Genomic DNA, 12,622 nt, shown 5'->3' with positions numbered 1-12,622 from the left:
AGGCCTCAAAGGCACAGCTATTGACCTTATGCTGTGCTTCATTGCCGGCATTGGTCTGTGGGCTTCCTTTCCCGATATTTCACTTCCTCTTCTGGTAATCCCGTCATTTGCTTTAGTTCTTTCTCGTGTTGATCGGGTCGGCGCATGGCGAGCTTTTGTCTATATGCTGACTTGCGGGATGACTTTCTGGCTATTGCTTATTCCATGGACTATTCAGGCGACAGGCGGTAGCAAGTTGCCTTGGATTGCTTTGAGTTTTGTGGAAGCGTTTTTCTTCGCTGCGTGGGCCTCACTTGAGAGTGGTTTTATGCGGCTTTCGTGGGCGAACACTACTGCGGGGCAGGTGTTTGTCACTGCAGTTTCTTGGGTTGGTATTGAACAACTTCGTTCTCATTTTCCGTGGTCGGGCTTCCCGTGGGGAAATTTGGCGTACCCACAGGTTGCGACGCCTCTGGGTCGTCTTGCTCCTTGGGGTGGGGAAGTGCTTGTGAGCGCTGTAGTTGTTGTCTGCGCTGTGCTCCTACGACGAAGTTTTGATTTTTCGCGCGAGGATCGACATTGGTATTCGCGACCTTTGTGCCTCGCATCGGTGTGCGCGATAGTTATTATTCCCATGGCGCTTCCTCTGCATGCCTCTCAAGAAGAAGGATCAATCAAAGTTGCTGCGATCCAGGGAAATATTGAGCTTCCGGCCCTAGAGACTTACGCTCAGATCGGGAAGGTTACTGGAAATCATGCGCGATTAACCAGTGAGCTTGCTCAAATGGGGGAGAAGATCGACCTAGTCGTGTGGGGCGAGTCTTCAACTGACCGTGACCCCAAATATAACCGACTAATAGCAGACCTTATATCTTCCTCGGCAAAGGATATCAATGCGCCAATCCTCGTAGGGATTACACGCGTAGAAGAGGAGCGCCGATACAACTACATGGGGGTCTGGTACCCCGATTCTGGACTCAGCGAATCTTATTACGGGAAACAGATTCCGGTACCTTTTGGGGAATACATTCCGGCAAGATCACTTGTTTCACGGCTTGCAACCGAGGCGGCCCAGGTAGGAATTGACCTTGAAGCGGTGGAGAATTCATCGCGTTTTGATGTTCAGTTAGAGGATGGTCGCACTGTTCCTCTTGCACTTGGAATTTGCTTCGAAGTGGCTTATGAAGATCTCCTTGCTGAAGGTGTCAACTCTGGTGGTCAAATTATTGTGATCCCTTCCAACAACTATCACTTTGGGACCAGTGCGGAGGGTGCACAACAGGCGCAGATCTCACAATTTCGAGCGATTGAATTTGCTCGTTCGACTGTCCAAGCATCAACGACTGGGAACTCCGTCCTTGTCAGACCAGATGGTAGCCTTCTTTCTCAAAGCGGACGGATGCAATCAGCAACTCTTACTGGCGACCTGCCTCTTCGAAACTCATTCACATGGGCGGCACATTTTGCGCCGTATTCCGCTAAAATTAGCTGGGTGCTCACTGGAATTCTTCTGGTTGCACTCGTATTTCAAAACATTTCTCGTTCACATAGAAAGCGCCGCTGATGACCGACTCGATGATGTATGAAACCGGCAGGGGAGTGGTGGCGGTTATTCCCACCTATTGCGAGGTTGAGTCTCTGCCCGGCCTTCTCACACGCATTCAGCAGGTGCTCCCGGAGCTCAACATTCTTATTGTTGATGACTCTTCTCCTGATGGAACGGGAGAATGGGTCCAAGAGCGCATGAAAACTGATTCGCGCCTTCATCTGTACACCCGGCCCGCAAAGTCAGGTCTCGCAACTGCATATGTCGAGGGACTCGGACGCGCCCTTGAAATGGATTTCGACTTCCTCATCCAGATGGATGCAGATGCATCGCATCGTCCAGAGGATCTGCCCAAACTACTTGTGCGAATGGCAGGACCTGATCGACCTGATATGGTCATTGGTTCGCGGTGGGTTCCGGGTGGAAAAACGAATGGCTGGGCACCCTGGAGGGTTGCGCTGTCACGTGCAGGCAATGCGTATATCAATTTCTGGTTGGGGACTCGAATTAAGGATGCAACAGCGGGCCTGCGTGTTCACCGAGCCTCGTGGCTACGTGAGACCGGCATTCTCCAGCAGGTTTCAACGGTTGGTTTTGGGTTCCAGGTTGAAATGACGACTCTCGCTGAGTCTATGGGGGCGACGATCGTCGAAGTTCCTATTACTTTCGATGAACGAGAGCTCGGGGAATCAAAACTATCTGGTGCGATCTTTGTAGAAGAGCTGGTCATGGTGACGAAGAACGGCATTAAGCGCAAATTCTCTTCTCGTCGCTGAAAAATCCGGAAAATAATGTGTCCCCGCCAAAGTGACGGGGACACATTATGTCAAGTTACGAGGCTGTCGATCAGCCCTTACGGTAGTGGCCCTCTAGGCGCAGCTTGCCTTCGCGAAGAAGAGTGAGCTGTTCCTGAAGAACCTCGTTAAGCTCTTCAATCGAACGACGCTCAAGAAGCATGTCCCAGTGAGTACGAGCGGGTTTAGCGGGCTTTTGTTCTTCATCTTCCATTGCTTCGCCAATAAGCTCAGCCATTTGGCCACATTTGCATTCCCATGTTGCGGGCGGAGTTGCTTCGCTTGCGAAGGGAACTTCAAATTGGTGTCCGTTTGTGCACAAGTACTTTGCCGTGAATCGATCGGCAAAGACGACGCCATCTTCAGATTCCATCGACTTAGCACCGATTTGCATTCCGCGTAACGCGCGATCTGCCACCTTGATCCTCCCGCAGTAATAATCGAATAGTAGAAGTTTAGCTGATAAAAGGATGCGCAGTGTTCTGACTATGCTCTCAGCACATTAGCCCCGATCCGATAATGTACATTATGTCAAGTAATGGGAATTCAGAAGAGAGTTCACAATTCGCGGATGATGGAGCCACTCTCCCATGAATATGCGTATGAGACGTCGGCGGTTGAGCAAGTCGACGTAAAGTGATTAAGAAACTGAACGCTTCATTGCGCGACGAGCTGCAAGTTCGTCAACAAGAACGTTTTCTTCAGCGCGCTCGCTCGGAAGCTCAGCCAGAGAACCTTCGAGCTCACGCCAAACGCGACCAACAGCGATTCCAAACACACCTTGACCGCCTTGAAGAAGGTCAATGACCTCATCCGTCGAGGTGCACTCGTAGACCGATGCCCCATCGCTCATCAAGGTAATGGAGGCAAGGTCATCAACGCCGCGACGGTGAAGCTGTGTGACTGCAGTACGGACCTGCTGAAGAGAAACCCCTGCGTCAAGAAGCTTCTTGACGATCTTGAGGACAAGAATGTCCTTGAAGGAATAGAGGCGCTGAGATCCTGATCCTTTAGCCGCACGGACTGAAGGCTGAAGCAAGCCGGTGCGTGCCCAGTAATCGAGCTGACGGTAGGTAATTCCAACTGCCGCACAGGCAACAGGGCCTCGGTAACCAACATCGTCACCGTCGCGCCCCTCCAAAGGGTCACCAAAGAGCATAGGCTGACGCCCCTGCATGCTACCCAGCGGTTCTGCGCTCACGAATGCTCCTTGGTTTATGGAATGACCGAACTGAAATTAGATTACGAAGTTGAAGCTTGCCGGTCAATGAACGACACGGCGAGCCTTCAAGTTCAAGTTGAAGGTTACACCCCTCCGTCGGTCAATTGCGACAAAGCTACTCGCAACATCTCGTGATGAAGCTGCGCGAACCTCTCCCCTAGTTCGAGACGTCGGCTATTCTGCCGTTCGCGATCAATAGCACGATCACGAGGAGTCTGGGATAAGACTGTCTGATCGATCAGATCAGCGCTTCGCTCGGCGCCGTGACGCACCGAGCGCAAGGTTCGAGCGTCAACTCCTAGGGTCTCGAGCTCACGAATCTGCAAGATGACCTGAACACTTCGCGAGGGAAAATAGCCAGCAATATCGGGAGTGACCAGGCCAAGAGACACATAGCGTTCAATTGCTCCGAGCTCACATCCTGTCAGATCCGCAAGGTCTGCAGCGGGAATCGAGCGACGATTCCCCAACGACACGACTTTACCTTCCGAAGCTACGACCTGGGCTGCACGTCGACGGGAGACTTCGTGCCCAGCATCGAGCGCTCGAAGTTGATCACGAATCACGTCAAGAGGCGAATAGGAATCGCGCTGAGAAGCTAAAACATAACGGAGACGTTCAAGGTCTGCTTGCGAATACTTACGATACCCAGCAGAAGTACGTGCAGGGACAACAAGCCCTTTATCTTCAAGGAAGCGTACTTTTGACTGCGTGATTGCAGGAAACTCAGCCTTGAGGCGTTCAACCAGCTGACCGATCGAAAGCTCCGGCTCACGACTAATTCCGCGCGGCCAAGGTTCGACAATTTCTTCCGAGGCCTTGCGCTGAGCGCGCGCACTCATTGTGCGTTAGGTGAGGGCTGGTAGGTCAGGCGGTACTTGCCAATCTGTACCTCGTCTCCAGCGTGGAGCTCAACCTGCTCAACACGTTCACGATTGACATAGGTACCGTTGAGCGAGCCAGAATCGCGGACAGTATGTCCGCCATCCCGAGACAGGAACTGGCAGTGCTTGCGTGAGACAGTAACGTCGTCCAAGAAGATATCTGCACGGGGCGAACGACCTGCGTTTGTCACTTCCGCATCCAAGAGGAATCGTGCACCCGAATTAGGCCCGCGTTGAACAATGAGAAGTGCAGAGCCCGCAGGAAGAGCATTGACTGCGTCCTGATCGCGCGCGGACAAAGGCATTGGCGCGTCAGCGACTTCCTCGACAGTATTCAGGCTGAAGACCGAAGTTGCAGTCGGGTCAAACTCTTGGCTCTGGTTTTCCATTACTCGCTCCAGTTCTGAGGGACAATAGCAACAGTATAGTGTGGTGGCCTAGTGTTCGCGAAGGCTTTTAACCGATTTGCTTCGCAAATTCCGGTGACTTCGGTGTTGAAATCGAGGTGATCTTCAGGTCTTTTATCTGCGTGATTGTTACTGAAGCACCTTTGGCACGCATCTGAGCCGCGCTACCTGCTTGAATCTCTAGAGCCGTAGAAATGGTCTGTGAATCACCGATGACTTTCCATACGTATGGGCTTGTTAGGGTCTGTCCGTCTACGCTGATGACTCCCCCGTCACTGGTGAAACTTGATGAGACGGTGACGCGATGGCCGTTAATTTCAGAGGCCTCGGAGCCGGCATTTCTCAGTTCACCCAGCGCCATCACAAAATGAGTTGCACTCAGGGAATGTGAGGGATCGCTGATCACCATCTCAATCCCAGGACCATGGACGGCGACCTGCCCGGAATTAATTTTTGCCTGCTCTTCAGCTTTCTTTGCAGCATTCGCTGCGGCCTCTTCTTTTTGAGACTCGTCTTCAAGCTGACTGACCTGGGATTCGAGCTTCCCTCGTTCGACACGAAGGTTTTGTTCCTGGACAGAAAGATTGTCAAGGAGTTCGACCAGTTCTTCCTGACTGAGCGAGGTGAGCGGGTCAGTTCGTTGTGCTCGAACTTGAGTGACCAAGGCAATCCCAAGAATTAAACAGATGACAAAAAGCAAAAGATGCGTTCCCCGAGGCATTGCTAATATCGCTGCTTTGAGGCGTGTCCCCATGGGTTTTGATGAGGAGTCGTTGAGTGCCTTCTCCCCCACTTCACCCATCTGATCCTGGGCAGTCGCTTGGCTCTTCTTCGCGTGCTGTCCCATTCTTAGGCCTTAAAAATCAATCGACGGATCGAGGCAGTGTTCGAGAAAATACGAATTCCAAGAACCACAACGACTGCAGTTGTCATAGCTGAGCCAACACCCAACTGTGTCCCCAAGAACACTAATAGGCAAGCGACCACGACATTCCAGAAAAAAGACATGACAAAAACACGGTCTTGGAATGTCCCTTCAAGCCAAGCTCTGCCCGCACCCAGAAGGGCATCGAGGCCAGCAACAACAGCGACTGGTAAGAAGGGCTGAAGCCATGTGGGGACAGTTGGGTCGATGAGGACACCAACGACAATTCCAAATATCAGACCAAGAACTGCTAACACCTTAGTGCCCCTCTTCGATGGTCTCACTCCAACGAGTTGACCGGTTATCGCGTGCGTTGAGCGTCATTTCTTTAACAGACTGCGCACTTAGTTTAATTCCAGTGAGGGATTCTGCACTGGACAAGTAATCCCCCGTTGAGCCGCGAACCAACGACAATGACAAGGTATTTGCATCACCAATTGCCTCGATTGTATACGGTGAAGAAATCGGTGTTACGTCAACCAAGATCGCTGAACCTGCCGTTCGGATGAAAGAACCGGGACCAATTCTTTGGCCATTCACACTGACTGCTTCAGCCCCAGCACCCCACAGAGCATTCACAACCATTCGAATATCTTGGTCACGTACCTGTCCTTGACCGCTCTGCCGTGAAGACACTGCATTTGCTGCATCGGTAAGCGTTACTTTCAGTCCCGCTCCACTGACTTGAGTATCAGCATTTGCCAGCGCTGTCGCAGCATTCTCGTGAATACTGCTTTGTCCCTGCTGAGCTGATAGTTCTTTTACATGCGTGCGAAGTTTCGCGACTTCGTCTCTCATTTGTGTGATTTGTTGCGTTTGAGTCTGAGCATGACTCAAAAGAGAAGAATGCACATCTCCTTGAGCTTGAGCGCGTAAACCACTGATTGCAAACCCCGCACCAATGCCCAATGCGATTGCGATGAGAACCGTGACTGCTCGATGGAAAACCGAGGGAGCGCCGTAACTGGCTTTCGCGTGATAGGTCCCGTAGCCAGCATCCAAAGGGTTCTCAAGGATTGCCTTCAAGAGGGACATCGATGCAGCAGGATCATTACCTAACGACGAAGAAGACGTGTGCTGACTACTCATTGCCACTGCTTCTGTCGAGAATAAGCCCGTTCTAGGTCATCGAGTTTCTCAATGATCAGGCGTGTAAGTGCAGGTGCAACCTCCGAGTGCTTATCAAGCCAAATCTTCGCAGCCTCAATTGGATTCTCATCCAAGCTCCGACCTTCAATATCAACAGACATTGGGAAACCGTCCTCAACAAAACGAATCCCGAACCCCAGCGACGATTTCTGCCAGAATGGGAGCAGTTGAGAGAAATACTGCGTCACGTAGCCGGGGCTACTCCACGTCGAGTCGTTCAGACCCTGCAATGAAGCACTTAGGTCAAGGTTTGACATCGTCGATCCGTGACAAATTTCGTTCCACACCTGCGAACGAATATCGGCATCCGGAAGCGCCGCACGCGAGCGTATCCAGCGGGTGCGGTTCTCCCCCGTCGGAGAGGCTTCGAGCCAGGATTCCAGCTCTTTCTCGGTCACGAGGCCTCGAGCTGCGCAACCCCTGCGAAGATCCCATGCGCTTTCCTCACCCTCGATAAAAGGAAGTCGATCACTGTGACGACCGCGGGCGAGCTCAAGCACGGCCTCGGTGTAGGTCTCATCTGCGCATGCAATCCAGACGTCAACAAACAGGCGAAGGGCGGCGCGGCCTCGGTCACGGGACGCATGACGCATGAATTCAGCGAGCGTGTTCAGGATCTCGCGATCGCAACGATCTCGTGAACTGTGAGGAAGGAATGAGCGGGCGACGCGGATTGTCGCTAGCAGACGCTCAAAAATGGCATCTTCGCTTTCCTCGGTCATATGGGCAAGAGCTGCGTGAATGTATTCGCGCGGATCCAATTCACCGCCGCGAAGCGCACTAAAGAGATTGGACCAAATGACAGCGCGAGTAATAGGACGTTCAATGGTCGACACGTATGCGAGCGCAGTTCGCATCGAATGCTCATCAAAGCGAGAAATCGCATAGGTCAAATCGAGGTCATTGACGACCACCAAATCAATGTCTTGAGCACTACCAGTTTCAGTAAGCTCCAAAGGAACGTCAACAGTAGAATCGGCTTCTTCTACGCGTACGCGCAAATGGCACTTTTCGCGCAAAACACCGTTATTTGCTGTCCAGAATGAGATGTCAAGGCTGTGTGGACGAGCGAGCCCTTCCTGGTGCACATGAAGATCTGTCAGACGGCCTGCATCATCGTTTGTCCAGCTGAGTGAAAGAGTAGAGGGGCCTGTTGTGAGGAGCCACGCGTCCTTCCATTTCCCAAGATCTTCGCCACTGGCCTCTTCCAATGCTCCCAAGAGATCCTCTAGGCCGGTTGAAGAGTTGGCAAATCGCTGGAAATACAGTCGCACACCCTCGTAGAAGGTTTCTTCACCAACCCACGCAACAAGCTGCTTGAGGACAGCAGCGCCCTTCGCGTACGTAATACCGTCAAAGTTGTTTTTCGCAGCAGGAATATCAGGGATATCTGCAACGATGGGGTGCGTTGTCGGGTACTGGTCCTGGCCCAATGCCCACGCTTTACGGCCAATAGCAAATGAGGCCCACTCCCCCGCGTAAATTGTCGCCTCAGCGGCCGTCGTAGTTCCTTGGTTTTCCGCGAAGGACTCTTTGAGCCAAAGATTTTCCCACCATGCCGGAGTGACCAGATCACCGAACCACATGTGGCACATCTCGTGAAGGATTGTGTTCGCACGCTTTTGCCGCAGTGCAAACGACGGCGTATCACGGCTCAGATAGTTCTCATTGAAGGTGATACATCCAGGATTCTCCATTGCTCCCAGATTGTATTCGGGAACAAAAATCTGGTCGTAGCTTCCCCAGGGGAAGGTGTAGCCATAATGTTCGTGGTAGTGATCTAAACCGGCACGCGTGACAGATAGGATGTCATCGCTATCCATTGAACTCGCTAATGCCTGGCGGCAGAGCAAACGAAGTTGCAATGTTGCAGTATTCCCATCGCCTGCGCTTCCTTCCCAGCTCCCACCCTCAACGAGCGCCCATTGGCCAGCCACGACCGCCGTGATGTAACTCGACAAAGGCGGGGTGGTGGTGAAGTCCCACAGCGTGATGCCGTTGCCGCATTCCTTAGAGCTTCCAATCCCGTTGGAAGTCACAACCCACTCGCAAGGCGCATAGACGTGGAAAGTCCATGTGGGTTTCATATCAGGTTGATCGAAGCAGGGCCACGCGCGGTGGGCATCTTCAGGCTCAAATTGCGTGTAAAGGTAGTAGCGTCCGTCCTCGGGATCGCGATAGCGATGCAGCCCCTCCCCTGTTGTCGAAAAACGACAATCAGCTTCAACGCTAATTGTGACCTCACGGTTGGTCGGAACTGCGCTGATGTCCAGGCGTTCACCGTCGTAGGTGAATTGATCGGGTGCTAAAGGAACATCGTCAATCGAGACTACTTGGACTTCGCCAGCGACGTCGACAAAGAGCGTCGGTTCCTGACAGACAAGGGTCATGCGCGAGAGAACGCGGTACGAACTTTTCTCAGTTGCCGCTTCTTCGAGGTGAAGTGTGACATCAATGTGTCGGACTGTAACAACGGCTGAACGGTGACGTGCATCTTCACGAGTCAGGACATACATGCCCTCATTTTAGAGAAATTTTGTGTTGACGTGTCGATGAAGAAGCTTTTCGTAAAGCAAGCGGATACCCTAAAAGTTATGACTTATGCCAACGATATTCGCCCGATTACGTCACCAGTTCCGCTCTCTGAGGCACTCGAGGGGGTTCAGGAGGTTGATTGGTCACTGTGCCCCGATGCCGAACTACCCGTTTCTGGTGTCAGTGTTTCGTCGATTGATATTGACGATCATTGGGTTTTCGTTGCCATTCCTGGCCTGGTCCAGCATGGTATTCGCTTCCTCCACGCAGCCGTCGAAGCAGGTGCCTCCGCAGTTGTTACAGATCGCGAAGGATCCAAGCGTGCACGTGAGATGAACCCAGATATTCCGATTGTTGTCGTAGCGGATCCGCGTCGTGCGAGCGCAACTATCGCGGCGAATATCTATCGCCATCCGGCCTCGGCACTCAAAACGGCTGCCGTAACGGGGACAAATGGGAAGACCACAACGACTTATCTTCTTCGTTCCATCCTGCGCAGTACATTTAACGATCCTGCACTGTGCGGGACTGTTGAGATTCGTGTTGGCGGCCTCGTCATTAATTCGGAAAAAACTACTTCCGAGGCTCCCGAAGTCGAGCGAATTCTTGCTCTTGCTCGCGAAAAAGATTGCGGCGCAGCAATTGTTGAGGTGTCAGCGCATGCACTGAGTTTGAACCGTGTTGATGACATTATTTTCGACGTCGCTGCGTTTACGAATCTTCAACATGACCACCTGGATTACTACGGTGACATGGAGCATTACTTCGAGGCCAAGAAGAGTTTGTTCACTCCGGCGCACTCGCGCCGCGGTGTCGTCTGTATTGATGATGAGTGGGGCCTTCGTTTGGCTCAAGAAAGCGAAGTGCCCGTTACTACAGTTTCGGTTTTTTCCCATCGCGAGGCCGATTGGACTGTTCGGCGCATCAACTTCGATCGCGCAATCCCCGCTGTCACCTTTGATTTGGTAACCCCTCAGGGCGATGAACGCCTCATTCGGATGCCGATGCTCGGTGAAGTTAATGTTCAAAACGCCGTCGTTGCACTGGTTGCAGCACTGCAGCTGGGATGTGAGTTCGAAGCTGCAGTTTCGGCTCTCGAAGGTGCAGAACAGATTCCCGGTCGCATGACCTCCGTCAATCCCGATCCAGGCGCACAACCACTTGTCATTGTCGACTTTGCACATACCCCAGAGGGACTCGATTGGACCCTCAAATCCGTCCGCGAGTTAACTCGTGGCAAGCTCGTTTTAGTGTTTGGGACCGATGGCGATCGCGATGCGACGAAACGTGAGCCTCTAGCAGAAATCGCTGCTCAGCTAGCCGATGTTTTATGGGTCACTGATGAGAATCCGCGTACTGAAGATGCCTCGTCTATTCGCCAGCAACTCCTCAATGGAATTCGGCGTGTTCGTCCTGATTTCCATGACGTTACTGAAGTAACCACATGTCGCCGCGACGCAGTACGTCAGGCAATTCTTGCGGCAGATGAGGGAGACATCGTCGTCATTTCCGGAAAGGGTGCTGAATGGTATCAAGATATCCAGGGAATCAAGCACGTCTATAACGATGTTCCTGTCGCTCGTGAAGTGTTGGAACAAGATATTCGCGCGCGCCTGTAACGCGCTTGTCACCACCGACTACCGATAGGATAAGGACGTGACTGAAGAATACCTCGAGAACACAGAAGCCTTCGACGAAGGTCAAGCAGAGCTTCGTGCACGCGCGATGCGTGACTCCCTTGACCAGTTTGAGCTTGATGACGAAGATCTTGCCCTGCTCAACGGTGAATTCGAGAATTCTGATTCTCAGGACAGTGAATTCGGTCTTCCTGTTCTGGCAGTGATCGGGCGCCCTAACGTCGGCAAGTCAACATTGGTGAACCGCATTATCGGTAGACGTGAAGCGGTTGTTCAAGATACCCCTGGTGTTACGCGAGACCGCGTATCGTATCCTGCCGATTGGGCAGGTCGTCACTTCACTCTTGTTGATACTGGCGGCTGGGAAATTGATGTCAAGGGCATTGATCGATCGGTGGCCGAACAGGCAGAAATCGCGGTTGATCTGGCAGATGCCGTACTGTTCGTTGTCGACGCAACTGTCGGCATGACAGATACGGATGAACGTATCGTCTCTATGCTTCGTAAGAGTGGTAAACCCGTCGTTCTCGCGGCGAACAAGGTTGATTCCGCGATGCAAGAAGCTGAAGCGGCCTACCTGTGGTCACTCGGAATGGGTGAACCCTACGCGATTTCTGCACTTCACGGTCGTGGCACCGGTGATCTACTTGATGCGGTGATGGCTGTGCTTCCTGAAGTATCTTCCGTGGCTACGGTGCTGCCTTCGGGTGGTCCCCGTCGAGTTGCTCTGATCGGACGTCCGAACGTCGGTAAATCGTCGCTGCTCAACGCTCTGGCGGGTTCTGAACGTGTTGTCGTTAATGAGCTTGCCGGTACGACTCGTGATCCAGTTGATGAGCTCATTGAGCTTGACGGGCAGCAATGGTGGTTCGTCGATACCGCGGGCATTCGCCGCAAGATGCACCGAACAACGGGTGCTGACTACTATGCGTCAATTCGAACCCAAGCCGCCCTTGAAAAGGCAGAACTTGCGTTGATTCTTTTCGACGCTTCAGAGCCGCTGACAGAGCAAGATATTCGAGTTGTACAGCAGGCAGTTGATGCCGGCCGTGCGGTCGTCATCATCAACAACAAGTGGGACTTGGTTGATGAAGAACGCCAAGCTCAGCTCCGTTCAGAGCTTGAACGCGAGCTTGTTCAAGTTTCATGGGCACCGCGAATCAACGTGTCGGCAAAGACAACCTGGCATATTAACCGTTTGACACGTGCGATGGAGACTGCACTGGATAGCTGGGAAACCCGCATTCCCACAGGCCGTCTCAATGCCTTCCTGGGTGAGCTGGTTGCAGCGCATCCGCACCCCCTTCGTGGCGGGAAGCAACCTCGAATTCTCTTCGCGACTCAGGTGTCGAACATGCCTCCGCGTTTCGTCATCTTCACGACCGGGTTCTTGGATCCCGGATATCGTCGATTCATTGAGCGTCGTCTGCGCGAAGACTTTGGATTTGAAGGTTCGCCAATTCAGATCTCGGTACGTGTACGCGAGCGTCGTCGTCGTTAGTCTGACGGACATGAGTAGTGGTGTGGCCTCCCCGCCGGGGAGG

12 protein-coding genes are annotated in these 12,622 nt (G+C 52.7%); 4 read left to right on the top strand and 8 right to left on the bottom strand.

Features of this window, described 5'->3' with window-relative positions; all coding sequences use genetic code 11:
* Window positions 1–28: 28 nt before the first annotated feature.
* Entirely contained in the window at window positions 29–1,543 is a 1,515-nt protein-coding gene (lnt, locus tag QZR18_RS06145) for an apolipoprotein N-acyltransferase (protein ID WP_178706517.1), read from the top strand.
* Window positions 1,543–2,301 (top strand): polyprenol monophosphomannose synthase, encoded by a 759-nt coding sequence (locus QZR18_RS06140; protein WP_178706514.1) that lies wholly within the window; start codon window positions 1,543–1,545, stop codon window positions 2,299–2,301. The genes lnt and QZR18_RS06140 overlap by 1 nt, the downstream gene beginning before the upstream one ends.
* 70 nt (window positions 2,302–2,371) lie before the next feature.
* Here the strand turns inward: QZR18_RS06140 and QZR18_RS06135 are convergent, their stop codons facing one another.
* From QZR18_RS06135 to pepN, 8 genes are all read right to left on the bottom strand, one after another.
* The gene (locus QZR18_RS06135; protein WP_178706512.1) at window positions 2,372–2,737 is read right to left on the bottom strand and encodes an RNA polymerase-binding protein RbpA; all 366 of its coding nucleotides are present in this window, start codon (window positions 2,735–2,737) and stop codon (window positions 2,372–2,374) included.
* 222 nt (window positions 2,738–2,959) lie between these two features.
* A complete protein-coding gene (locus QZR18_RS06130) occupies window positions 2,960–3,478 on the bottom strand; it encodes a MerR family transcriptional regulator (RefSeq protein ID WP_051007844.1) in 519 nt (172 codons plus the stop codon).
* A 146-nt stretch (window positions 3,479–3,624) separates the two neighbouring features.
* The gene (locus QZR18_RS06125) at window positions 3,625–4,383 is read right to left on the bottom strand and encodes a MerR family transcriptional regulator (RefSeq protein ID WP_178706507.1); all 759 of its coding nucleotides are present in this window, start codon (window positions 4,381–4,383) and stop codon (window positions 3,625–3,627) included.
* A complete protein-coding gene (locus QZR18_RS06120) occupies window positions 4,380–4,814 on the bottom strand; it encodes an FHA domain-containing protein (protein ID WP_009409421.1) in 435 nt (144 codons plus the stop codon). The genes QZR18_RS06125 and QZR18_RS06120 overlap by 4 nt, the downstream gene beginning before the upstream one ends.
* Window positions 4,815–4,881: 67 nt before the next feature.
* Window positions 4,882–5,679, bottom strand: a complete 798-nt coding sequence (locus tag QZR18_RS06115; protein WP_178706505.1) for a DUF881 domain-containing protein — start codon at window positions 5,677–5,679, stop codon at window positions 4,882–4,884.
* A gap of 2 nt (window positions 5,680–5,681) precedes the next feature.
* Window positions 5,682–6,014 carry a small basic family protein gene (locus tag QZR18_RS06110; protein WP_009409423.1) on the bottom strand — a complete coding sequence of 111 codons (333 nt, stop codon included), beginning with the start codon at window positions 6,012–6,014 and terminating at the stop codon, window positions 5,682–5,684.
* Window position 6,015: 1 nt separating this feature from the next.
* A complete protein-coding gene (locus tag QZR18_RS06105) occupies window positions 6,016–6,846 on the bottom strand; it encodes a DUF881 domain-containing protein (protein WP_178706503.1) in 831 nt (276 codons plus the stop codon).
* Window positions 6,843–9,422: an aminopeptidase N gene (gene pepN, locus QZR18_RS06100; protein ID WP_178706501.1), complete on the bottom strand. Its 2,580-nt coding sequence runs from the start codon at window positions 9,420–9,422 to the stop codon at window positions 6,843–6,845. The genes QZR18_RS06105 and pepN overlap by 4 nt, the downstream gene beginning before the upstream one ends.
* Before the next feature lie 78 nt (window positions 9,423–9,500).
* On the opposite strand from pepN, the gene QZR18_RS06095 reads away from it, so the two are divergent.
* Together QZR18_RS06095 and der are read left to right on the top strand one after the other, a co-directional pair.
* A complete protein-coding gene (locus QZR18_RS06095; RefSeq protein ID WP_178706499.1) occupies window positions 9,501–11,060 on the top strand; it encodes a UDP-N-acetylmuramoyl-L-alanyl-D-glutamate--2,6-diaminopimelate ligase in 1,560 nt (519 codons plus the stop codon).
* A gap of 37 nt (window positions 11,061–11,097) precedes the next feature.
* Complete coding sequence (gene der, locus QZR18_RS06090; RefSeq protein ID WP_178706497.1) at window positions 11,098–12,579, top strand: ribosome biogenesis GTPase Der; 1,482 nt, start codon at window positions 11,098–11,100, stop codon at window positions 12,577–12,579.
* Window positions 12,580–12,622 lie beyond the last annotated feature (43 nt).

Origin of the sequence: uncultured Actinomyces sp. (genome assembly GCA_900541895.1) — a bacterium.
Taxonomy (GTDB): Bacteria; Actinomycetota; Actinomycetes; order Actinomycetales; family Actinomycetaceae; genus Pauljensenia.
The sequence above is the reverse complement of the archived record's forward strand: the minus strand, read 5'-3'. Positions and strand labels throughout refer to the sequence as shown.

Coding starts and splice junctions, on each gene's coding strand:
- pepN (WP_178706501.1), bottom strand. CDS start 9,422: ATGTATGTCCTGACTCGTGAAGATGCACGTCACCGTTCAGCCGTTGTT.
- QZR18_RS06140 (WP_178706514.1), top strand. CDS start 1,543: ATGACCGACTCGATGATGTATGAAACCGGCAGGGGAGTGGTGGCGGTT.
- QZR18_RS06095 (WP_178706499.1), top strand. CDS start 9,501: ATGACTTATGCCAACGATATTCGCCCGATTACGTCACCAGTTCCGCTC.
- QZR18_RS06120 (WP_009409421.1), bottom strand. CDS start 4,814: ATGGAAAACCAGAGCCAAGAGTTTGACCCGACTGCAACTTCGGTCTTC.
- QZR18_RS06125 (WP_178706507.1), bottom strand. CDS start 4,383: ATGAGTGCGCGCGCTCAGCGCAAGGCCTCGGAAGAAATTGTCGAACCT.
- QZR18_RS06105 (WP_178706503.1), bottom strand. CDS start 6,846: ATGAGTAGTCAGCACACGTCTTCTTCGTCGTTAGGTAATGATCCTGCT.
- QZR18_RS06130 (WP_051007844.1), bottom strand. CDS start 3,478: ATGCTCTTTGGTGACCCTTTGGAGGGGCGCGACGGTGACGATGTTGGT.
- QZR18_RS06115 (WP_178706505.1), bottom strand. CDS start 5,679: ATGGGACAGCACGCGAAGAAGAGCCAAGCGACTGCCCAGGATCAGATG.
- lnt (WP_178706517.1), top strand. CDS start 29: ATGCTGTGCTTCATTGCCGGCATTGGTCTGTGGGCTTCCTTTCCCGAT.